This window comes from Micrococcus sp. KRD077 (genome assembly GCF_017168505.1).
In the GTDB taxonomy this organism is placed as follows: domain Bacteria; phylum Actinomycetota; class Actinomycetes; order Actinomycetales; family Micrococcaceae; genus Micrococcus; species Micrococcus luteus.
In genome coordinates this window covers 86,109-108,190 of record NZ_JABFAZ010000024.1, presented here as the reverse complement: position 1 = coordinate 108,190, position 22,082 = coordinate 86,109, and the positions used below count along the sequence as shown (strand labels likewise).

Annotated in this window: 17 protein-coding genes; 14 read left to right on the top strand and 3 right to left on the bottom strand. The window is 73.8% G+C overall.

Annotated features, from left to right (window positions below; translation table 11 throughout):
• Positions 1 to 153: 153 nt before the first annotated feature.
• The 6 genes from J1M39_RS06925 (at position 154) to J1M39_RS06900 (ending at position 8,094) form a co-directional block, all read left to right on the top strand.
• The gene (locus J1M39_RS06925) at positions 154 to 1,737 is read left to right on the top strand and encodes an acyl-CoA carboxylase subunit beta (protein WP_206496611.1); all 1,584 of its coding nucleotides are present in this window, start codon (positions 154 to 156) and stop codon (positions 1,735 to 1,737) included.
• The gene (locus J1M39_RS06920; RefSeq protein ID WP_235187762.1) at positions 1,734 to 2,027 is read left to right on the top strand and encodes a hypothetical protein; all 294 of its coding nucleotides are present in this window, start codon (positions 1,734 to 1,736) and stop codon (positions 2,025 to 2,027) included. The genes J1M39_RS06925 and J1M39_RS06920 overlap by 4 nt, the downstream gene beginning before the upstream one ends.
• A gap of 35 nt (positions 2,028 to 2,062) precedes the next feature.
• A complete protein-coding gene (locus J1M39_RS06915; RefSeq protein ID WP_152743839.1) occupies positions 2,063 to 3,751 on the top strand; it encodes a DUF885 domain-containing protein in 1,689 nt (562 codons plus the stop codon).
• Positions 3,748 to 4,443 carry a Maf family nucleotide pyrophosphatase gene (locus tag J1M39_RS06910; RefSeq protein ID WP_206496610.1) on the top strand — a complete coding sequence of 232 codons (696 nt, stop codon included), beginning with the start codon at positions 3,748 to 3,750 and terminating at the stop codon, positions 4,441 to 4,443. Before J1M39_RS06915 ends, J1M39_RS06910 begins: the two co-directional genes overlap by 4 nt.
• Before the next feature lie 163 nt (positions 4,444 to 4,606).
• On the top strand, positions 4,607 to 6,463 hold the full coding sequence (locus J1M39_RS06905; RefSeq protein ID WP_206496609.1) for an acetyl/propionyl/methylcrotonyl-CoA carboxylase subunit alpha: 1,857 nt from the start codon (positions 4,607 to 4,609) through the stop codon (positions 6,461 to 6,463).
• 206 nt (positions 6,464 to 6,669) lie between these two features.
• A complete protein-coding gene (locus J1M39_RS06900; protein ID WP_446740324.1) occupies positions 6,670 to 8,094 on the top strand; it encodes an MFS transporter in 1,425 nt (474 codons plus the stop codon).
• A gap of 103 nt (positions 8,095 to 8,197) precedes the next feature.
• Here J1M39_RS06900 and J1M39_RS06895 read toward each other — a convergent pair whose 3' ends face one another.
• Complete coding sequence (locus J1M39_RS06895; protein WP_446740323.1) at positions 8,198 to 9,628, bottom strand: NAD(P)H-quinone dehydrogenase; 1,431 nt, start codon at positions 9,626 to 9,628, stop codon at positions 8,198 to 8,200.
• Positions 9,629 to 9,701: 73 nt separating this feature from the next.
• Between J1M39_RS06895 and J1M39_RS06890 the strand changes: the two genes are divergently transcribed.
• The 8 genes from J1M39_RS06890 (at position 9,702) to J1M39_RS06855 (ending at position 17,268) form a co-directional block, all read left to right on the top strand.
• Positions 9,702 to 10,547, top strand: coding sequence for a purine-nucleoside phosphorylase (locus J1M39_RS06890; protein ID WP_002854392.1), 846 nt, complete (start codon positions 9,702 to 9,704; stop codon positions 10,545 to 10,547).
• Positions 10,547 to 12,277, top strand: coding sequence for a phospho-sugar mutase (locus J1M39_RS06885; protein WP_206496608.1), 1,731 nt, complete (start codon positions 10,547 to 10,549; stop codon positions 12,275 to 12,277). Before J1M39_RS06890 ends, J1M39_RS06885 begins: the two co-directional genes overlap by 1 nt.
• A gap of 20 nt (positions 12,278 to 12,297) precedes the next feature.
• A complete protein-coding gene (deoC, locus tag J1M39_RS06880) occupies positions 12,298 to 12,987 on the top strand; it encodes a deoxyribose-phosphate aldolase (protein WP_036340586.1) in 690 nt (229 codons plus the stop codon).
• Between the two features lie 58 nt (positions 12,988 to 13,045).
• Entirely contained in the window at positions 13,046 to 13,351 is a 306-nt protein-coding gene (locus tag J1M39_RS06875; RefSeq protein WP_036317357.1) for a hypothetical protein, read from the top strand.
• Positions 13,352 to 13,429: 78 nt separating this feature from the next.
• Positions 13,430 to 14,497, top strand: a complete 1,068-nt coding sequence (locus tag J1M39_RS06870; RefSeq protein WP_206496607.1) for an acyltransferase family protein — start codon at positions 13,430 to 13,432, stop codon at positions 14,495 to 14,497.
• Positions 14,494 to 15,432: an arsenate-mycothiol transferase ArsC gene (locus J1M39_RS06865; protein WP_095347202.1), complete on the top strand. Its 939-nt coding sequence runs from the start codon at positions 14,494 to 14,496 to the stop codon at positions 15,430 to 15,432. The genes J1M39_RS06870 and J1M39_RS06865 overlap by 4 nt, the downstream gene beginning before the upstream one ends.
• Positions 15,433 to 16,058: 626 nt before the next feature.
• Positions 16,059 to 16,946: a nucleotidyltransferase family protein gene (locus J1M39_RS06860; RefSeq protein WP_206496606.1), complete on the top strand. Its 888-nt coding sequence runs from the start codon at positions 16,059 to 16,061 to the stop codon at positions 16,944 to 16,946.
• Complete coding sequence (locus J1M39_RS06855) at positions 16,936 to 17,268, top strand: PqqD family protein (RefSeq protein WP_206496605.1); 333 nt, start codon at positions 16,936 to 16,938, stop codon at positions 17,266 to 17,268. The genes J1M39_RS06860 and J1M39_RS06855 overlap by 11 nt, the downstream gene beginning before the upstream one ends.
• 6 nt (positions 17,269 to 17,274) lie before the next feature.
• Here J1M39_RS06855 and mfd read toward each other — a convergent pair whose 3' ends face one another.
• Positions 17,275 to 20,895, bottom strand: a complete 3,621-nt coding sequence (gene mfd, locus J1M39_RS06850; protein WP_206496621.1) for a transcription-repair coupling factor — start codon at positions 20,893 to 20,895, stop codon at positions 17,275 to 17,277.
• A gap of 32 nt (positions 20,896 to 20,927) precedes the next feature.
• Positions 20,928 to 21,992: a MauE/DoxX family redox-associated membrane protein gene (locus J1M39_RS06845; RefSeq protein ID WP_206496604.1), complete on the bottom strand. Its 1,065-nt coding sequence runs from the start codon at positions 21,990 to 21,992 to the stop codon at positions 20,928 to 20,930.
• Positions 21,993 to 22,082: the final 90 nt, after the last annotated feature.

Here is a 22,082-nt window from a genome sequence, read left to right as displayed (position 1 = left end):
GGGCGGGCCGATCCGCTCCCGGGGCGCGCGGAGGGGCGGCCCGGGCCGACGTCCTCGTCGTTTGTGGGCTTCCTCCAACCGAGGGCGTCCGCGGCGGCCCGTAGACTGGCCGACTGAGCCTCCGCATCTGGCGGACCACCACAAGGAGGACGTGTGACCGATCCCGATCTGACCACCACGGCCGGCCGGCTGGCCGACCTGCATCGGCGGCTCGAGGCGACGGCCGCGCCCGGCGGCCCGGACGCCGTCGAGCGCCAGCACGCGCGCGGCAAGCACACCGCGCGCGAGCGGATCGATCTCCTCCTGGACGAGGGCTCCTTCGTGGAGCTGGACGCGCTGGCCGTGCACCGCACCACCGCGTTCGGCATGGACGCCAAGCACCCGGCCGGCGACGGCCTGGTGTCCGGCTTCGGCACCGTGGACGGGCGCCAGGTGGCCGTCTACTCCCAGGACTTCACCGTGTTCGGCGGCTCGCTGTCCGAGCGCAACGGCCAGAAGATCGTGAAGGTCCAGGAGTTCGCCGCGCGCAACGGCTGCCCCGTGATCGGCATCCTCGACGGCGGCGGCGCGCGCATCCAGGAGGGCGTGGCCTCCCTCGCCCAGTTCGCGGACATCTTCCGGAACAACGTCCTGGCCTCGGGCATGATCCCGCAGATCTCGCTGATCATGGGCCCCTCCGCCGGCGGCGCGGCCTATTCTCCGGCGCTGACGGACGTCGTGGTGATGGTGGACCGGACCTCGCACATGTTCATCACCGGCCCGGACGTGATCAAGACCGTCACGGGCGAGGACGTGGACATGGAGACCCTCGGCGGCGCCCGCTCGCACAACGCCACCTCCGGCACCGCCCACTACATGGCCTCCTCGGAGGAGGACGCGATCGCCTACGTGCAGGAGCTGCTCGAGCTGCTGCCCTCCAACAACCTCGCAGAGGCCCCGACCTTCGAGGCCGCGGACCCGGAGCCCACGGACGAGGACCTCGCCCTGGACGAGATCGTCCCGGACTCCGCCAACCAGCCCTACGACATGCTCGAGGTCATCGCCTCGATCGTGGACGAGGGCCACCTGCTGCAGCTGCAGGAGCTGTACGCGCCCAACGTGATCACCGGACTGGCCCGCCTGGACGGCATGAGCGTGGGCGTCGTCGCGAACCAGCCGCTGCAGTTCGCCGGCACCCTGGACATCGCCGCCTCGGAGAAGGCCGCGCGGTTCGTGCGCTTCTGCGACGCGTTCAACATCCCGATCATCACCCTCGTGGACGTGCCCGGGTTCCTGCCCGGCACGGACCAGGAGTTCAACGGCATCATCCGCCGCGGCGCCAAGCTGATCTACGCCTACGCCGAGGCCACCGTGCCGAAGCTGACCGTGATCACGCGCAAGGCCTTCGGCGGCGCATACATCGTGATGGGCTCCAAGAAGCTCGGCGCCGACCTGAACCTGGCCTGGCCGAGCGCGCAGATCGGCGTGATGGGCGCCCAGGGCGCCGTGAACATCCTGTACCGGCGCGACCTGAAGGCGACGGCGGAGGCGGGCGGCGACGTCGACGCGCGCCGGGCCGAGATCGTGGCCGACTACGAGGCCGAGCTGCTCAACCCGTACCAGGCCGCCGAGCTGGGCTACGTGGACGCCGTGGTGCCCCCGCACGCCACCCGCGGCCAGCTCATCCGCGCCCTGCGCGCCACCCTGCACAAGCGCGAGGCCCGCCCCGCCAAGAAGCACGGGAACATGCCGCTGTGAGCGCCCTGCTGGGCCCGGGCGCCCCGGACGAGAACGACGAGTCGACGCAGGCCACGCCGCCGTCGGCCGACCCGCTGCAGCTCAGCGGCCCGGAGTTGGAGCCGGAGGAGATGGCCGCACTGGCCGCCGTCCTCGAGGCGGCCGCCGCGGCCCGGGCCGAAGCCGCCCGGCTCGCCGCCGAGGCCGCCGACCCCCGCCCCCTGGACCGCACGCTCCGCCGTCGCGGCGACCTGGGCCTGTGGGCCCGGCCCGGCCGCGGTCAGTGGCGTCAGGGCGCGGGCCCGCAGTGAGCCGGGGGGCGGGCGCCAGCGCCTAGAGTGCCGGTATGACCCAGCACACCTCCGAGGCCGCCGTCGACGGCGCCCGCACCCCGTCCGCCATCGACGCGCTCGCCGAGCGCTACGTGACCGACCTCCTCGCCCTGCATCCGGACACCGCCACCGAGCTCGGCTTCCCCGGCCGGGAGACCGAGTACACGGACTTCTCCCCCGCCGGCGCCCGCGCCGACGACGAGCTCAACGCCCGCCTGCTCGAGGACTTGGCCGCGCTCGAGCCGCAGGACGAGACGGACCGCGTCACGAAGGCGGCCATGCAGGAGCGCATCGGCCTCGAGCGCGAGATCCACGCGACCGGCCGCACCGAGCTGAACAACATCGCCTCCCCCGCCCAGGGCATCCGCGCGGTCTTCGACCTCATGCCCACGGACACCGCGGAGCAGTGGGGCCACATCGCCGGCCGCCTCGAGAACCTGCCGGCCGCCCTGCGCGGCTACACCGAGTCCCTGCTCGCCTCCCGCGACGCCGGCCACGTGGCCGCGGTGCGCCAGGTGGACATCGTGGTGGAGCAGGCCCGCGCCCACGGCGCCGCGGGCGGGTTCTTCCCGGGCCTGGTCGAGCGGGCCGAGGCAGCCGACGTCGTGGACGACGCCCTGGCCGCCCGCATCCGCTCCGGCGCGGACACCGCCGCGCAGGCCTACCGCGACTTCGCGGACACGCTCGAGGCCGAGCTGCGCCCGCACGCCCCGGAGGCGGACGGCGTCGGGATCGACTACTACCGGCTGGCCTCCCGCGTCTTCCTCGGCGCCGAGATCGACCTCGAGGAGACCTACCGCTGGGGCCAGGAGGAGCTGGCCCGCATCATCGCCGCGCAGCAGGCGGACGCCGAGCGCATCCGGCCGGGCGCCACGATCGAGGAGGCGCGCGCGATCCTGGACGCGGACCCGGAGCGCACCCTGAAGGGCACCGAGGCCCTGCGCACGTGGATGCAGCGGCTCTCCGACGACGCGGTCGAGGCCATGAAGGAGCACTTCGAGATCCCGGCCCCGATGGACCGGCTCGAGTGCATGATCGCCCCCACCCAGGAGGGCGGCATCTACTACACCGGCCCCTCGGACGACTTCTCCCGGCCCGGCCGCATGTGGTGGTCCGTGCCCCCGGGCGAGGACGAGTTCACCACGTGGGCGGAGACCACCACGGTCTACCACGAGGGCGTGCCGGGCCATCACCTGCAGATCGCCACCGCCATGATGAACCGGGAGAACCTCAACCTGTGGCGCCGCAGCTTCTGCTGGACGTCCGGCCACGGCGAGGGCTGGGCGCTGTACGCGGAGAAGCTCATGGAGGAGCTCGGCTTCCTCGACGACCCGGGCGACCACCTCGGCATGCTGGACATGCAGCGCATGCGCGCGGCCCGCGTCGTGTTCGACATCGGCTACCACTGCGGCTTCGACGCCCCCGAGTCCGAGGGCGGCGGCGCGTGGACCCCGGAGAAGGGCTACGCGTTCCTGACCAAGCACCTGAGGATCTCCGAGGGCCAGCGCCGCTTCGAGTTCACGCGCTACCTCGGCTGGCCGGGGCAGGCGCCGGCGTACAAGGTGGGTCAGCGCATCTGGGAGCAGATCCGCGCCGAGCACGAGCAGGCCGAGGGCGCCGACTTCGACCTCAAGGCCTTCCACACGCGGGCCCTGCGCCTGGGCGGCATGGGCCTGGACACCCTGCGGGAGGCGCTCGCGTGATCCCGCACGACGACGGCGCGGCCGGCCCCGGCACGGGCCTGCGGCTGGTGCTCGGCTCGGCCTCCCCCGGCCGAGCGGAGGTCCTGACCCGGGCGCGGGTGCCGTTCCGCGTCGTCGTCTCGGGGGTGGACGAGGCGGCCGTGGGCGCGGCGGCGGGCGACCCGTCGCCGGCGGAGCTGGCGGGCCTGCTGGCGGAGGCCAAGGGCCGCGACGTGGCCGCCCGGGTGGCGGCCGCCGGCGTCGAGGCGCCCACGCTCGTGCTCGGCTGCGACTCCGTGTTCGAGTTCGACGGCCGCGCCCACGGCAAGCCCTACGAGCCCGAGGTCGCCGTCGAGCGCTGGCGCGCCCAGGCCGGCCGGGAGGGCGTGCTGCATTCGGGCCACTGGCTGGGCCTGGTGCTGCCGGAGCCCGGGGTCGAGTCCGGGATGGCCGCGGAGGCGGGCGTGGTGTCCGCCGTCGTGCGCTTCGGCGCCGTCACCGAGGCCGAGATCCAGGCCTACGTGGCCACGGGCGAGCCGCTGCATTGCGCGGGCGCGTTCACGGTGGACGGCGCGGGCGCGGCCCTCGTGGACGGCGTGGACGGGGATCCCAACGCGGTGATCGGGCTGTCCGTGGCGTGGCTGCGGCGGGCCGCGGCGGCCCTGGGCCAGGACTTCACCCGGTTGTGGGAACCCTCCAACGCGCAGGGCTGATCCGGCGCGACAGGGCCGCGTGCCTCGGAGGGTTCCGCCACAACGAGTAGGGTGCTGGTCAGAGTCGGCCCCGTCCCGCGCCCTTCACCCCACCGGGTGAGGGGCACGACCACGGGCGAGGCGCCCGCCCCCCAGCCGTGATCGTCCGAGGAGTCCATCGCCCATGAGCATCGCCGACGCACCGCAGGCCTCGGTCGTCCCGCCCGTCGACCCCGCGGCGGAGCGCCGGTTCTCCCGGGTGCTGATCGCCAACCGCGGCGAGATCGCCGTGCGCATCATCCGGGCCTGCCAGGACGAGGGGCTGACCTCCGTGGCCGTCTACGCCGAGCCGGACCGGGACGCCCTGCACGTGAGGCTCGCAGACGAGGCCGTGGCCCTCGGCGGGGAGACCGCCGCCGACTCCTATCTGGTGATCGGCAAGATCCTCGACGCCGCCGAGCGCGCGGGCGCGGACGCCGTGCACCCCGGCTACGGCTTCCTCTCCGAGAACGCGGACTTCGCGCGCGCCGTGGCCGACGCCGGCCTCGTGTGGATCGGCCCGCCTGCCGAGGCGATCGACCGGCTGGGCGACAAGGTCTCGGCCCGCCAGCTGGCCACCAAGGTCGGCGCCCCGCTGGCGCCGGGCACCACCTCCCCCGTGACCGGCACGGAGGAGGTCGTCGCGTTCGCGGATGAGTTCGGCCTGCCGGTGGCCATCAAGGCGGCCTACGGCGGCGGCGGCCGCGGCATCAAGGTGGCCCGCACGCGCGAGGAGATCCCGGAGTTCTACGAGTCCGCGGTCCGTGAGGCCGTGGCCGCGTTCGGTCGGGGCGAGTGCTTCGTGGAGCGCTTCCTGGACAAGCCGCGCCACGTGGAGACGCAGTGCCTGGCGGACGTGCACGGCGACGTCGTCGTGATCTCCACCCGCGACTGCTCGCTGCAGCGCCGCAACCAGAAGCTCGTGGAGGAGGCCCCGGCGCCGTTCCTCACGGACGAGCAGAACGCCCGCCTCGTGGAGTCCTCCAAGGCGATCCTGCAGGAGGCCGGCTACGTCGGCGCGGGCACGTGCGAGTTCCTCGTGGGCCAGGACGGCACCATCTCCTTCCTCGAGGTGAACACGCGCCTGCAGGTGGAGCACCCGGTCTCCGAGGAGATCACCGGCATCGACCTCGTGCGCGAGCAGTTCCGCCTGGCCCGCGGTGAGGCCCTCGGCTACACGGACCCGCAGCCCCGCGGCCACTCGATCGAGTTCCGCCTCAACGGCGAGGACCCGGGCCGCAACTTCCTGCCCGCCCCCGGCCGGCTCACCACGTTCCGCATGCCCAGCGGCCCGGGCGTGCGCGTGGACTCCGGCGTGGTGGAGGGCGAGGCCGTCTCCGGGGCCTTCGACTCCATGGTCGCCAAGCTGATCGTCACCGGCGCGGACCGCCGCCAGGCCCTGCAGCGCGCCGCCCGCGCCCTGCGCGAGGCCGAGATCGTCGGCATGCCCTCGGTGCTGCCCTTCCATCGCGCCGTGGTGCGCGACCCCGCCTTCGCCCCCGAGATCGCCGGCTCGGAGGAGCCGTTCTCGGTGCACACCCGGTGGATCGAGACGGAGTTCGCGAACCGCATCGAGCCGAGCGCCCTCACCCCGGCCGAGCCGGCCCCCCGCGAGGCGCGCCACACCGTGACCGTGGAGGTCAACGGCAAGCGCGTGGACGTCACCCTGCCCACGTGGGGCGAGGCCCTGCACACGATCTCCGGCGCCGCCCAGCGGGCCGGTGCGGGACGACGCCGGCCCCGCGGCAAGCGCGGCGCACCGGTGGCCGCGGCCGTCAGCACGGACGCGCTGACCGCCCCGATGCAGGGCACCGTGGTGAAGGTCGCCGCCGAGAACGGCCAGACCGTGGCCGAGGGCGACCTGATCGTGGTCGTGGAGGCCATGAAGATGGAGCAGCCGCTCGCGGCCCACCGCGCGGGCGTGGTCAGCGGTCTCGAGGTCGAGCCGGGCCAGACGGTCACGGCCGGCACGGTGATCGCCACCATCGCCGACGCGGAGTGAGCCGCCGGCGACGACGGCGGGGAGCGCCGGCGTCGCGGACTGGTTCCACATGGTGGACGACGAGGATGTGACTCTCGCAGATCGGCGCGACGAGGCTTAACCTGACACGCATCTTCGTCTCACATCGTGGTCGCTCGCGACCCCCTGTGCCCGTCATACCAGGGAGACACCATGTCCCACTCCACCCCGCCCGTGAACCCGGGCCCGTGAACCCGGGCGCCCCCACCGCCACCCCCGATGTCACGTCGGACGCGGTCGCCGCCGCGCAGGAGGTGCCCCGATCGCGGGTCATCATCGCCTCGCTCGTGGGCACCTCGATCGAGTTCTACGACTTCTACATCTATGCCACGGCCGCCGTCTCGGTGTTCCCGCTGATCTTCTTCGCGGGCGGCGACGACAACACGGCCCTGCTGGCCTCCATGGCCACCTTCGGCGCGGCGTTCGTCGCCCGGCCGCTGGGCGCCGTCGTCTTCGGCCACCTGGGCGATCGCGTGGGCCGCAAGACCACGCTCATCGGCTCGCTGCTGACCATGGGCATCGCGACGTTCCTCATCGGCCTGCTGCCCACGTACTTCCAGATCGGCCTGTGGGCGCCGGCCATGCTGACGCTGCTGCGCTTCTTCCAGGGTCTGGGGCTCGGCGGCGAGTGGTCCGGCGCCGCCCTGCTGGCCACCGAGTACGCCAAGGACGGCAAGCGCGCGCAGGCGGCCATGTGGCCGCAGCTCGGCGCGCCGATCGGCTTCCTGCTGGCCAACGGCCTGTTCCTCGCGCTCGTGCTCGGCTTCGACCACGACTCCACGAACCCGGTGCTCGACGGCCCGTTCCTCACGTGGGTGTGGCGCGTGCCGTTCCTGCTCTCGATCGTGATGGTGGCCGTGGGCCTCTACGTCCGCGTCAAGCTCGAGGAGACCCCGGTCTTCCAGCGCGCCCTCGACCGCGACCAGCGCGTGAAGGCGCCGCTGGGCGAGGTGTTCCGCCGCAACTGGTGGGAGCTGATCCTGGGCACCTTCGTCATGTACGCCACCTACGTGCTCTTCTACCTGATGACCACGTGGATCCTCTCCTACGCGATCGGCAAGCCGGCCAACGGCTTCCTGGGTGTCCCCTACGCCGAGTTCCTCGTGCTGCAGCTGGTCGGCATCCTGTTCTTCGCGGCGTTCGTGCCGGTCTCCGGCCTGCTGGCGGACCGCTTCGGCCGCCGCCCCACCCTGATCGTGATCTCGGTGCTCATGGTGCTGTTCGGCCTCTCGTTCGGCCTGTGGCTCTCGCCGGAGAACATGGGCGTGGGCGCGGAGCTGAACGTGCCGCTGATGCTGGCGTTCCTGGCCACGGGCATGACGCTCATGGGCCTGACCTTCGGGCCGATGTCCGCGGTGCTGCCCGAGCTGTTCCCCACGAACACGCGCTACACCGGCTCCGGCATCGCCTACAACGTGTCCTCGATCCTCGGCGCCGCGCTGACCCCGTTCATCGCCGCCTGGCTGGTGCAGAAGTTCGACGTCGCCTACGTCGGCTACTACCTGGCCGCCGCCTCGGCGATCACCGTCATCGCGCTGGCCCTCTCCCCCGAGACCCGCCATACGGACCTCGACACCGTCACCTCGGCCCGCGAGCGCCGCGCCGCGCGCTGACCCCGCCCGGGCCCCCGCCCCCACTTTCGAACGTGACATCGGGGGAATGGACGCTTTCGGTCGTGAGATAGGCCCTATCTCACGACCGAAAGTCGTCTCTGGGTCAGATGCGCACGTGCAGGCGGCGCGCCGCCTCCGCGATCGACCCGGACATGGACGGGTACACGGTGAAGGTGTCCGCGAGGTCGTCCACGTGCAGCTTGTGCGTGACCGCGAGCGCGAGCGCGTAGATCAGCTCGGACGCGCGCGGCGAGACCACCACGCCGCCGATCACGGTGCCGGAGCCCTGTCGCGCGAAGATCTTCACGAACCCCTCCTCCGCGCCGGACATCTTGGCGCGGGGGTTGGTGTGGAAGTCCAGGCGCAGCACGTCCGCCTGGTACTGGCCGGAGTCCACCTGCGCCTGCGTGACGCCCACGGTGGCGATCTCCGGCGAGGTGAAGATGTTCGAGGCCAGCAGGTGCGGGCGCAGCGGCTTGAGGGCGTCGCCGAGCAGGTGGGCGACGGCGATGCGCCCCTGCATGGCCGCCACCGAGGCGAGGGCGAGCTTGCCCGTGCAGTCGCCCGCCGCGTAGATGCTCGGCACGGACGTGCGGGAGACGCCGTCCACGAGCACGTGGCCGGAGCCGGTCAGCTTCACGCCCACGTCGTCGAGGCCGAGGCCCGCCGTGTTCGGCACGCCGCCGACGGCCACCAGCGCGTGGGAGCCCTCGATCGACGGGGTGTCCTCGGCGCCCTCGCCGGAGAGATGCACGCGCACGCCGGTCTCGGTCCGCTCGACGGACTCGGCCCGGGAGCGGGAGACCACCCTGAGGCCGTTGTCCTCGAAGACCTTCTCGAGCAGCTCGGCGGCGTCGGCGTCCTCGCCGGGGAGCACGCGGTCGCGCGAGGAGACGAGGGTGACCTTGGCGCCGAGGCGGTTGTAGGCCGAGGCGAACTCGGCGCCGGTGACGCCGGAGCCGACGACGATCAGGTGCTCGGGCAGCTCCTTGAGGTTGTAGACCTGCTTCCAGTTGAAGATCCGCTCGCCGTCCGGGACGGCGGTGGGCAGCTCGCGCGGGCTCGCGCCGACGGCCACGAGGATCGCGTCCGAGGTGATGATCTCGGGCTCGGCGCCGGCGCCGGCGTCGTCGAGGGCGCGGACGGACACCTCGTGGGGGCCGACGACGCGGCCCACGCCGTCGATCACCCGGACGCCGACCCGCTCGAGGCCCGCGCGGATGTCCGAGGACTGCTCGTGGGCCAGGTTCAGGATGCGGTGGCCGACCCGGCCCATGTCCGCGTGGACGTCGCCCCCGCCGAGGTCGACGCCCAGGTCCACGGAGGCGCCCACGCGGCGCATCGAGTCGGCGGCGGCGATCAGCGTCTTGGAGGGGACCACGTCCGTGAGGACGGCCGCGCCGCCCAACCCCTGGCGCTCGACCAGGGTCACGCGGGCGCCCAGCTTCGCGGCCACCATGGCGGCCTCGTAGCCGCCGGGGCCGCCGCCGATGATGGTCAGGGACGGGATGAAGGTGCTGTTTTCCTCGGTCACGGGCTCCATTGTGTCCGCCACGGACGGGAAAGTCCTAGCCAGCGGCCACGGGACACCGCCTAGACTCCACGACGTGACCGACCAGACCAGCATCCCCTCCCCCGACTCCCCCTTGACCGGCGACCATCCGGGCTTCGCCGAGGCCCGCGCGGCCGCCGACACCATCGCCCGGGCGACGGGCGTGGCGGAGCACCGCGTCGCCGTCGTCCTCGGCTCCGGCTGGGGCGAGGCCGCCGGCCTGATCGGCGACGAGGTCGCCGCCGTGCCGCTGGCCGAGGTGCCCGGCTTCCACGCCCCGAAGGTGCCCGGCCACAACGCGGTGATCCGCTCGGTCCGGCTGCCGGACGGCACGCACGCCCTCGTCTTCGGCTCGCGCACGCACTTCTACGAGTCCCGCGACGCCCAGGCCGTGGCGCACACCGTCCGCACCGCCGCCGCCGCCGGGGCGCGCACCGTGGTGCTGACCAACGGCTGTGGCGGGCTGGACCCGGAGATCGCCCCGGGCACCCCCGTCCTGATCGCGGACCACATCAACCTCACCGGCGCCACCCCGCTCGCCGGCGCCACGTTCGTGGACCTCACCGACCTCTACTCGCCGCGGCTGCGCGCGATCGCCCGTGAGGTGGACCCGTCCCTGCGCGAGGGCGTGTACGTCCAGTTCGCCGGCCCGCAGTACGAGACCCCCGCCGAGGTGCGGATGGCGCGCACCCTCGGCGGCGACCTCGTCGGCATGTCCACGGCACTGGACGCGATCGCGGCCCGTCACGCCGGGCTGGAGGTGTTCGGCATCTCGCTGGTGACCAACCTCGGCGCCGGCATCTCGGAGACGCCGCTGTCCCACGCCGAGGTCGTCGAGGCCGGCCAGGCCGCCGGCCCGCGCATCGCGCGCCTGCTCGCGGACATCGTGGGGCGGCTCTGATGCCCGCGCATCCCCCGCACGACGACGTCGCCGCGCTCCCGGAGGACGTCCTCGCCCGGGCTGAGCGGTGGGCGGCGGAGGACCCCGACCCCGCGCACCGGGACACCCTGCGCGCCGAGCTCGACGCGGCCGCCGGCGTCGGCCCGGAGGCCGCGGCCGCCCGGGCGGCGCTCGCCGCCCGCTTCGCCGGGCCGCTCGCCTTCGGCACCGCCGGCCTGCGCGCCGAGGAGGGCCCGGGCGAGTCCCGCATGAACCGGCTCGTGGTGCGCCGCACCGCGGCGGGTCTGGCCGCCCACCTGTGGGACGGCGTCGGACGGGACGCAGCCCCGCCGCTGGCCGTCGTCGGGTACGACGCGCGGCGCGGTTCGGCCGCCTTCGCCGCGGACACGGCCGCCGTCCTGACGGCCGCGGGCGTGCAGACCGTCCTGCTGCCAGAGGCGCTGCCGACGCCGGTCCTCGCCTTCGCGGTGCGCCATCTCAGCGCGGACGCGGGCGTGATGGTCACCGCCAGCCACAACCCGCCCGCGGACAACGGCTACAAGGTCTACCTCGGCGGGCGGCTCACGGACGAGGCGGGTCGCGGGGCGCAGATCGTCTCCCCCGCGGACGCGGAGATCGCCGCCCGCATCGACCACGCGGCGTGGGCCGCAGACATCCCGCTCGCCGACGACGGCTGGACCGTGGCCGGGCCGGACCTGCTGGAGGCCTACCGCGCGGCGGCCCTCGGCGTGCTCGACGACGACCGGCACGGCCACCGCGACCTGCGCGTGGTCTACACGCCCCTGCACGGGGTGGGCGGCGCCGTGGTCCCGGGCCTGCTCGAGGACGCCGGCTTCGGCCCCGTCCACGTGGTGGCCGAGCAGGCCGCCCCGGACCCGGCCTTCCCCACGGTCGCGTTCCCCAACCCGGAGGAGCCGGGGGCGATGGACCTCGCCCTCGCCCTGGCCGCCGAGGTGGACGCGGACCTGGTGATCGCCAACGACCCCGACGCCGACCGCCTGGCCCTGGCCGCGCCCGTCACCGACGCGGACGGTGCCCGCACGTGGCGGATGCTCTCGGGCGACGCCGTCGGGACGCTGCTGGGCGCGCACGCGATGCCGGCCCTGCACGCGGCCGGCCGCAGCGCCGCGAACTCCGTGGTCTCCTCCCCGCAGCTGGCCGCCCTGGCGGAGGCGAACGGGGTGAGGCACCACGTCACGCTGACCGGCTTCAAGTGGATCTCCCGCGCCCCGGACCTCGGCTTCGGCTACGAGGAGGCCCTCGGCTACTGCGTGGACCCGGACATGGTGCGGGACAAGGACGGCATCACGGCCGCCCTCATGGCCGCGGAGCTGGCCGCCGCCCTCACAGCGCAGGGACGCGGCCTGATGGACGCCCTGGCCGACGTCGACGCGGTCACCGGCGCCATGCCCAGCGCCCAGGTCTCGGTCCGCGTGGCGGACCTGTCCCTGATCGCCCGCACCATGACGGCCCTGCGTCAGCAGGCGCCGGCCACGCTCGCGGGGGAACCGGTCACCGTGCGCCGGGACCTGGCCGCCGGCGGGGACGGGCTGCCGCCGACGGACGCACTGCTGTTCGCCACCGACTCCGGCACCCGCGTCCTCGTGCGCCCCTCCGGCACCGAGCCGAAGCTCAAGTGCTACCTCGGCACCCGGGACGCCGACCCGGCCGCGGCCGCCGAGCGGCTCGAGGCGCTGCGCGCCGAGGTGACGGCCCTCGTGGGCGGCTGAGCCTCGGTAGGCTGGCGGACATGACCGTCTCCCTCACCACCGCCGAGCTGGCGAAGTACATCGACGCGACCGCCCTGAAGGCCGACACCTCGGAGGCGGACGTGCGCCGCCTCGTGGCCGAGTCCCGCGAGGCCGGGGTCAAGAGCGTCTGCATCAACCCCGTGTGGGTGCCGCTGGTGGCCGCCGAGCTCGCGGGCTCGGACGTGCTGACCTGCACCGTGATCGGCTTCCCCCTCGGCGCCAACGCCTCGGAGGTCAAGGCCTTCGAGGCCCGGCAGGCGATCGACGCCGGCGCGGACGAGGTGGACATGGTCCTCGACGTCGCCGCGGCCCGCGCCGGGGACCGCGACCGGCTCGTCGCGGACGTCCGCGCCGTGGCCGAGGCCGCGCACGCGGATGGCCCCGCAGGCGACGGCGGGGCGCTGCTCAAGGTGATCGTGGAGACCGCCCTGCTGGACGACGACGCGATCGTCCTGGCCTGCGAGGCCGCGGTCGAGGCCGGGGCGGACTTCGTGAAGACCTCCACGGGCTTCTCCACCGCGGGCGCCACCGTCGAGCACGTCGCGCTGATGCGCCGCACCGTGGGCGAGCGCATCGGCGTGAAGGCCTCCGGCGGGGTGCGCACCCGCGCGGACGCCCTGGCGATGATCGAGGCCGGCGCCACCCGGATCGGGGCCAGCTCCGCGCTTGCTATCCTGGGATCCGACTGACTCGCATCACTTCGGCCGGGCGTCCGCCCCGGCCGGGACCGCACCGAAGGAGCATCACGTGATCCGCAACGGCAAGGCCATCGACCACTCCAACGTGGGCGGCGTCTGGGGTTCCCTGATCGCCTTCATCGTCGCCTTCGGCGCGTTCCTCGGCTGCCTCTACGCCATGGGCTTCTGGTCGCTCGAGTCGGTCTGGATCCCCGGCCTGATCGCGCTGGCCCTGGCCACTGTGGCCTTCATGATCCCCAAGGCGTTCCTGGGCCGCAGCGACACCGTGGACACCACCGCCATCCACACCCGTCCCGTCGTCGAGCACGCCGCCTCCGGCGCCCACGCCGTCGAGACCGGCGCCGCGCACCGCTGAGCCGTCCCGGAGCCGAGGATCGCTGACACCGGTCGTCCGGCCGCCGCGCGCCGAAGGGCGTCCACCCGCAACACGGGGGTGGACGCCCTTCGGCTTGTCTCCATCGCGGCGGTGGTGCTGGGTCACGCATACCTGACGGACCTCACCTTCAGCCGGTACCTGGAGATCTGGCGGATGCCGCTGTTCTTCTTCCTCACCGGCTACTTCTGGACGCGCGGCCGCCCCTGGGCCACGGACGTGTGGGGCCGCTTCCGGAGCCTGATGGTGCCGTACCTGGTGTGGGCGGCGCTCATGTCCGTGGCCGCATTCGCGTGGTTCGCCGACGACCCCGACCTCCTGCGGCGCCTGATGATCACCGGCTGGTACGGGGGCGCGGACCAGGAGCCCCCGTGGTGGGCGTTCTGGTTCATCTCCGTCCTGTTCTTCACCACGGTGCTGCGCCGATTCCTCGAGCGCTTCCCGTCCGCCGTCGCCTGGGCCGTGGGCCTGGCCGGGCTGGCGTGGGCCCACCTCGTGCCGGACTCCGCGATCGCCCGCACGCCACTGGGCGTCGGGCTGGCCCTGCCATGCCTGCTGTTCGTCCTCAGCGGCGAGACGTTCCGCCGCCGCGTCCAACCGCACGTGCGGCGCCATCGGACGCTCATCGGCGTCGGCCTGGTGCTGCTCGGGCTGGGCGCGGTCCGGCTGGGCCTGGAGCCGCCCAACATCAAGTTCGGCGGCTTCGGCACGCCGGTGCTCACCCCTGCCGTGGGCGTCCTGATGTCCGCGGGGATGGTGCTCGTGTTCGGTTCCACGGTGGAGGGGCTGCTGCGCTCCTTCGCCCGACGCACCGGGACGGGGCAGGCCCTGCGCCGCGTCATCACTGCCCTGGTCCGGACGGGCACGGTAGTGGTGCTGCTGCACGGCTGGGTGCTGATGTGGGTCACGCGCCACGGCGTGGAGGACAACGCCGTCAAGTTCGCCCTCGCGCTCGCCCTCAGCTGGCTGGCAGGCCTCGCCCTGCTCGCCACCCCCCTGTCCAAGCCGTTCACGGGGGCGCGCCGCCGCTGGCACCCGGTGCACCGCCTGCGACGCGTGGAGCCCCCGCACCCCGTCACGTCCGCGCTGCCGCGCGTCACGACCGCCTCGGAGAGGACACAACCATGAGCCGGGATCATCGCCCCCCGATCCGCAATCCGTTCCTGCCGTCGACGCCGGAGGAGCCCAAGGTGCCGACCCGCGACGGCGGCCACCCGGCGGGTGACGGCGGCGACGCCGGCGCCCCGGCGGCCTCCACGGCGCGGGAGGATCGCCTCGCCGAGTTCCGGCTCGGCCCGGCGTTCCTCCCCCACCCGGCCGACCCCGCCGCGCCGCGGCAGCGTGCGACGCCGGCCGAGCGCGCGGTGGCTCCCGCGACCGCCGCGGCCGCTGAGCCGGCCTCGCCTGCCGCACCGGCCGACCGTGTCCCCGGCCCCCTGCCGAGCGCCCGCGTCCTCGTCGTGTGCACGGGCAACATCTGCCGCTCCGCCTATGTGGAGTACGCGCTGCAGGCGCAGCTCAACGCCCTGCTCGGTGACCGGGGCCGCGCGGAGGTCACGAGCGCGGGCACGGAACCGAACCAGGCGCTGACCGTCCCGGGTCCGCTGCTCGACCTCGCACCGAGCCGCCGAGTCCGCGCCGCGTTGACGCAGCATCGACCGCAGCAGCTGACCGGGCGTTCGCTGGCCGACCAGGACCTCGTCCTGACCGCGACGGACGACCACCTGGACGAGGTGCTGCGCGAGGACCCCGCGGCGGTGCGCCGGACCTTCACGATCCTCGGCATGGGCACCCTCCTGCGCGACCACGGCGAGGAGCTCGCCGCGGCGGTCCCTCCGGGCGCCGGCGTCACCGCGCTCGTGACGGCCCTGGCGGAGCTGCGCTCCCGCCTGATCGCCCACGGGGAGCGGCCGGACGCGGATCTGCCGGACCCCTTCCGCGGCCCCGCCGAGGGCTACGCCGCGATGGCGCAGACCGCGCAGCCGATCGTCGAGCTGCTGGCGTGGGAGATCGCCCGGGCCCTCGACGGGGACGTCGTGGACGAGGAGCCGACGGGCGCCTGACCGGCCGGCGTCAGAGACCGGGGACGGGGCCGCCTCCACTGCCACGCGCAGGGGTGCGCAGCCGGGGGGAGGACAGGCGCAGCCTAAGAATGCGTAGGCGCCGAGGATGGCGAGGACGAGCACGACGCCACCCCCATCTGCGGTGTCGACCAGAGCCACAGGACGGCGCACGCCAAGCCCGCCATGGAGGTGCAGGGCCCGTGAGGAAGACGCACACCGCGGCGGTGACGAGCGGGGCCACCTTCCACCGCCGCGTCCGCACCAGAGCGAGCGGCGACTGAGCCGACCGCGGGCGATGCAGTCAACAAGACCGATGAAGCCCGCGATCCGCGCCCATTAGCGCAACCAGTCCAGGTCTGGGATGCCCTGCGGCAGGGGGACGATCGCGGGGAACGGCATGCTCGGTGAACATGAGAATGGAACTCTGCAGGTGGATCTAGACAGGTCGCGCAGCTCATCGCGAGTCCTGCCACGCGTTCATGGATGGCACGTCAACACGGAGCACCCGGGAGCGTGCGGGTCTCGCGCCGTCAGTCCACGAATCCACCTGAACCCCCTTTAACTTTGCACCGGGCATCCGGCACAGTCACCGCCGGGCCTCCTTTGGGTCGACTAAGCTCGCGGCCATGGGAGAACGAGCGACGGGACAGCGACCGGCCGCCCCGCCGTCCCTGGACCTCGAGGTCCGCGTCCGCCTCGCCCACGCCCGCATCACGCATCTGCTGGACCGGGTCGGCATTCGCGGCCTGCACGTCAAGGGCTACGCCACGGAGCCCGGCGTCTACCCGGAGCACCGCCGCAGTTCGGACGTGGACCTGCTGGTCCATCCGGCCGATGCCACCGCCGTCATCGAGCTCCTGCACGCCCACGCCTGGGAACCGGTCGCTGACTTCTCGGAAGGGTCGATCTTCCAGCACGCGGCCACGCTCTGGCATGACCAGCTGGGGTACGTGGACGTGCATCGGCTCTTCCCCGGCCTCGGCGCGTCCCCCGAGGCGGCCTTCGACGCCCTGTGGAGCGAGCACATCCACCTCGTGATCGCCGGCCGGTCTGTCCCGGTGCCGAGCCCGCGCCATCAGCGGCTCGTCGTGATCGTCCACGCGGCCCGCGACCCGTTCCGCGGTGGCCTCGACGTCCGGCACATCCGGGAGTCCCTCCCCGCCGAGAGCTGGGCCGCCCTGCGCGAAGAAGCCCACCGGCTGGACGCGGGTGCGGCCTGGCACGTCGCCACGGGCGAGGCCGCCGACGGCGTCGACACCCGGCAGCTGACCCTCTTCGCGGCGCTGCACGAGAGCCAGAGCGGTCTTGAGCTGTTCCGCACCCGGTGGCGGTCGGCCGCCACGGTGCGGGAGCGGGCCGCCCTCGTGGCGCGCACGATCCCGGTGAACCGCCCCCATCTGCAGATGCGCCTGGGCCGGCCGGTCACCCGCGCGGACCTGTGGCGCGAGCAGGGCGCCCGGCTCGGCGCGCTCGCCGGCTGGGCCTGGACGAAGGCGGTGCGCCGTGACCGGTGAGACCACCGAGGGCTGGGCGCTCGCCCCCGACATCGCGTGGGCCCGCACCGCCGGCGGCCAGGCCGCCGTCATGACGCTCGAGGCCGGTCAGCCGCTGCTGTTGGGCGCCTCGGGCGACGTGATCTGGGACGTCCTCGTGGGCGGCCGCACCCCGGGGGACGACCTGGTCGCGGATCCGCCGGTGCCGCTGTCGACGACGGACGTCACGGTCCAGGTGGCGGAGGCGTTCGGCCTCGCTCCCGCCGACGTCGCGGCCGACGTCCATGCCTTCCTCGAGATGCTCGAGACGCACGGCGTCCTCGACCGCGTGCGGACGGCCTGACCCGGCTCAGCCCTCCGGCGCGAAGATCGCGTCGACCACCTGCTGCGCCCACTCGAGCAGCGGGACGTCCACGAGGTCCTGACCCATGACCGGCTTGGTCTTGGGCCGCGGGATGAGGACGCCGTTCAGGGCCGGCTTGACCTGGGCGCCCTTGTACATGCGGGTCAGGCGCATCTGGCGGGACTCCGGCAGGTCCGCGGCGGGGCCGAACTTCACGTTCTGCCCCAGCAGCATGACCTCGGTGACGCCCGCGGCTCGCGCCCGGTTGCGGAACCGGGCGACGGCGACGAGCGCCTCCACCGGCTCCGGCAGCGGGCCGTAGCGGTCCTTGAGCTCCTCCACCACGGCGTCCACGGCGGCGTCGTCCGCGGCCTGGGCGAGGTTGCGGTACATCTCGAGGCGCAGCCGCTCCCCCGGCACGTAGTCGTGCGGCAGGTGGGCGTTGACCGGCAGCTCCACCTTCACCTCGGCGGGCGCGGTGTCCTCCTCGCCCTTGAAGTCGGCCACGGCCTCGCCCACCATCCGCAGGTAGAGGTCGAAGCCCACGCCGGCGATGTGGCCGGACTGCTCCCCGCCCAGCAGGTTGCCGGCGCCGCGGATCTCGAGATCCTTCATGGCCAGCTGCATGCCCGCCCCGAGCTCGTTGTGGGTGGCCACGGCCTTGAGCCGTTCGAGGGCCACCTCGCCCAGGGGCTTCTGCGGGTCGTACAGGAAGTACGCATAGGCCCGCTCGCGGCCACGGCCCACGCGGCCGCGCAGCTGGTGCAGCTGGGAGAGGCCGTAGCGATGGGCGTCCTCCACGATCAGGGTGTTGGCGTTGGCGATGTCCAGGCCGGTCTCGATGATGGTGGTGGAGACGAGCACGTCGAACTTCCGCTCCCAGAAGTCCACCATGATCTGCTCGAGCCGGGCCTCGCTCATCTTGCCGTGGGCGACGGCGATCCTCGCCTCCGGCACCAGCTCGGCGATGCGCTTGGCCACCTTGTCGATGGTGGTGACGCGGTTGTGCACGTAGAACACCTGGCCCTCACGCATCAGCTCGCGGCGGATGGCCGCGGTGACCTGCTGGTCCGAGTACGGGCCCACCGAGGTGAGCACGGGGTGGCGCTCCTCCGGGGCGGTGGCCAGCGTGGAGGTCTCGCGGATGCCGGTGAGGGACATCTCGAGGGTGCGCGGGATGGGCGTGGCGGACATGGCGAGCACGTCCACGTTGGTGCGCATCTTCTTCAGCGCCTCCTTGTGCTCGACGCCGAAGCGCTGCTCCTCGTCCACGATCACCAGGCCCAGGTCCTTGAACTGCACCTGGTCGGAGAGCAGCCGGTGGGTGCCGATCACCACGTCCACCTCGCCGTGCGCGAGCCCCTCGATGACCTCCTTGGACTCCTTGGCGGTCTGGAACCGGGAGAGCGCGGCCACCTTCACGGGGAAGCCGGCGAACCGGTCGGAGAACGTCTGGTGGTGCTGGCGGGCGAGCAGCGTCGTCGGGACGAGGACGGCCACCTGCTTGCCGTCCTGCACCGCCTTGAACGCGGCGCGCACGGCCACCTCGGTCTTGCCGAAGCCGACGTCGCCGGAGACGAGCCGGTCCATGGGAACGGCCGCCTCCATGTCCTTCTTGACGTCCTCGATGGTGGTCAGCTGGTCCGGCGTCTCGATGAACGGGAAGGCCTCCTCCAGCTCGCCCTGCCACGGGGTGTCCGGGGCGAACGCGTGGCCGCGCGAGGCCATGCGGGCCGAGTACAGGCGGATGAGCTCGCCGGCGATCTCGCGGGTGGCGCGCTTGGCCTTGGACTTGGTCTGCGCCCAGTCCGAGCCGCCCATCTTGGACAGCGACGGCGTCTCCCCGCCCACGTAGGTGGAGATCAGGTCGAGCTGGTCGGTGGGCACGAACAGCCGGTCGCCCGGGGCGCCGCGCTTCGAGGGCGCGTACTCGAGCACGAGGTACTCGCGGTAGGACTCCTCGGCGCCGGGGGCGGTGCGCGGGCCGCCGGTGACCTTGCGGCGCTGCAGCTCCACGAAGCGGGCGATGCCGTGCTGGGAGTGCACCACGTGGTCGCCGGGCTGCAGGGTCAGCGGGTCGACGGCGTTGCGCCGCTTCCGGGCCAGCCGCGCCCCGGGGGCGCGCGTGCCCGCGGTGCGGTGCCGGCCGAAGAGGTCGTGCTCCGTGATCAGGGCGATCTGCGCGTCCGGGATCGTGAAGCCGGAGCCGACGGGCGCTGTCGCGATGGAGACCCGCCCCGGGGCGAGGTCGGCGGGCAGGGGCCCGTCCACCACGGAGGCCGTGAGGCCGGCCTCCGCGTTGAGCTCGGCGAGACGGCGGGCGGAGCCGGGGCCGTCGGTGAGGACCACGGCATGCCACCCCTCCGCGAGCCGGACGCGGGTGTGCGCGACCATGGCCTCGATGTCGCCCGAGAAGGTCTGCGCGACGCCGAGGGTGGCGCGCAGGGTGGCGGCGTCGGGCAGCAGCTCGGCGTCCGAGACCAGCGCGGTGACGGACCAGAACCCCTGGTCCTGCTCGAGTGCGGCCGCGCGGAGTTCGGCCACCGTGAGGAAGCCACCCGCGGCGGACTGGTCCGCCCCGGCCACGTCCACCGGGGCGACCGCGCCCTGCGCGGCGCCGGCCCACGCGGCCTGGAGGAATTCCTCGTTGGTGGCCAGCAGGTCGTCGGCGCGGCCGCGCAGGCGCTCGGGCTCCACGAGGACGGTCAGCGAGCCGGTGGGCAGCATGCGGGGCAACGACGTCATGGCCTCGGCCAGCAGCGGGGAGAGGGACTCCATGCCCTCCACGGCCACGCCCTCGGCGATCCGGTCCAGCATGTCCGCGGCGGCGGGCATGGCCGGGATCAGCTCCTTCGCGCGCCGGCGCACGTGGTCTGTGATGAGCAGTTCGCGGCACGGGGGCGCGTACAACTCGGAGGGGTGGCCCGAGCCGTCCTCCGTGGTGTCCTCGAGGGAGCGCTGGTCCGCCACGGAGAACCAGCGCATCTGCTCCACCTCGTCGCCGAAGAACTCGATGCGCACGGGGTAGTCCTCGGTGGGCGGGAACACGTCGATCAGCCCGCCGCGCACGGCGAACTCGCCGCGTCGGCTGACCATGTCCACGCGCGAGTAGGCGGCGTCCGCGAGCGCGGCCACCACGCCGTCGAAGTCCCGTTCCTCCCCCGTCCGCAGGGTCACCGGGCTCAGCTCGCCGAGCCCGGCCACGAGGGGCTGCAGCACGGCGCGCACGGGGGCGACGACGACGCGCAGCGGGCCCTCCGCGTGCTCCTCCGGGTGGGCGAGGCGGCGCAGCACGGCCAGGCGTGCGCCCACGGTGTCCGAGCGCGGGGACAGGCGCTCGTGCGGCAGCGTCTCCCAGGACGGGAACAGCGCGGCGGCGCCGGCGGGGGCCCAGGCGGCCAGGTCGGTCACGAGGTCCTCGGCCTCGCGGGTGGTCGCGGTGACCACGAGGACGGCGGCGCGCTCGCCGTGGCCCTCGGCCAGCGCCTCGGCGAGGACGGTCAGCAGGGGCGCGCGGGCGCCGTCGGGCAGGCCGATCTCCAGCTCGACGCCCCGGGCCTCGAGCGGTCGGGAGGCGGAGGCGGCGGCCGCCTCGATGGCGCGTTCGGCGCGCAGGCGCGGCAGCAGCGGGGCGAGGACTGTCTCTTATACAACTGCGCTCATGCGTGGACCTCCGGGGTGGCGGTGGAGCCGTCCGTGGCGGCGGGCAGTTCGGTGGTCATGATCTCCCGGATCTCTTCGAGGAAGGCGAGGACGTCGTCGGCGCCGCCCACCGGGCCGCCGGCGGTGAGCCGGTCCGTGCCGAGCAGCACCGCGGTGGGGAACGAGTGCAGACCGAGGGCCTGCGAGGCGGCGCCGGCCGGGTCGGCGAGCACGAGCGACGCGTCGACGGCGCCGCTGTGGATCGCCCCGTCGGCGCCGGGGGTGTGCTGGGGCATGAGGACCCGCAGCCGGACCGGCCCGAGTGCGTCCGTGAACTCGTCCAGCCGTTCGATCACCCGCGCGCAGGAGCCGCACCCCGTGGACAGGCGCAGGGCCACCACGGCCCCGTCCGCGACCAGCCGGTGCAGACCGGTGTACTCGCCGTCCGCGACCACGACGGCGTCCGGGAACGGGTGGCGTTCGGGCTCGGCGCCGTCGGCCGGGTCGACGGCGGCCGGGGCCTCGGGCGTGGGCGTCGCCGGGGCGGCGTCGGGTGCGGCCGGGACGGACTCGCGCCCGGCCAGGAACGCGGCGGTCGCGAGCAGCACGGACACGAGCAGGGCCCACGCCCACGCCCCGGCGCCGAAGGCGGTGAGCGGCTGCCAGGCCAGGCCCGCGCCGTGCACCGCCAGCGAGACGATCCCCTCGGCCAGGGCCAGGACGGCGAGGGCCAGGAAGACGACGTTGCGGACCACGGTGGTGCGGGAGATCGGGGCGGCCGAGGCCTCGCCGAAGCAGCCGCACGAGACGCCGTCGTCCTGGGCCCGGACCACGAGCGCGAGGAAGGCGGCGAAGAGGGCCACGGCCACCAGGCCGACGACGGGACGCAGCAGGGTGAAGGGCTGCAGGAGGGCGGCGGCGAGCAGCAGCTCGAGCCAGGGGAACGCGCGCGCCAGGGCGGGGGCCGCGAACGGGCGGGGCACCCTGAGTCGGGTGAACGTGGCCTGCACGTCCTCGCCGGAACGGAGCTTCGCCGTCCCGCTCAGGAGCATGATGAGGGCCACGGCCCAGAGTGTCGACATGGCGGACACACCTTCCAGGGGGTTCACGAGGGGTCGCGCGGCCGGTCCCGGCGCCGTGCACGGGACCCGGCTCGCGGAGGCCAGCATATA

What these genes read in the sequence shown, in the direction of transcription:
- J1M39_RS06845 (WP_206496604.1), bottom strand. Translation starts at nt 21,992, where the DNA reads ATGTCGACACTCTGGGCCGTGGCCCTCATCATGCTCCTGAGCGGGACG.
- J1M39_RS06885 (WP_206496608.1), top strand. Translation starts at nt 10,547, where the DNA reads ATGCCCGCGCATCCCCCGCACGACGACGTCGCCGCGCTCCCGGAGGAC.
- J1M39_RS06860 (WP_206496606.1), top strand. Translation starts at nt 16,059, where the DNA reads ATGGGAGAACGAGCGACGGGACAGCGACCGGCCGCCCCGCCGTCCCTG.
- deoC (WP_036340586.1), top strand. Translation starts at nt 12,298, where the DNA reads ATGACCGTCTCCCTCACCACCGCCGAGCTGGCGAAGTACATCGACGCG.
- J1M39_RS06915 (WP_152743839.1), top strand. Translation starts at nt 2,063, where the DNA reads ATGACCCAGCACACCTCCGAGGCCGCCGTCGACGGCGCCCGCACCCCG.
- J1M39_RS06865 (WP_095347202.1), top strand. Translation starts at nt 14,494, where the DNA reads ATGAGCCGGGATCATCGCCCCCCGATCCGCAATCCGTTCCTGCCGTCG.
- J1M39_RS06905 (WP_206496609.1), top strand. Translation starts at nt 4,607, where the DNA reads ATGAGCATCGCCGACGCACCGCAGGCCTCGGTCGTCCCGCCCGTCGAC.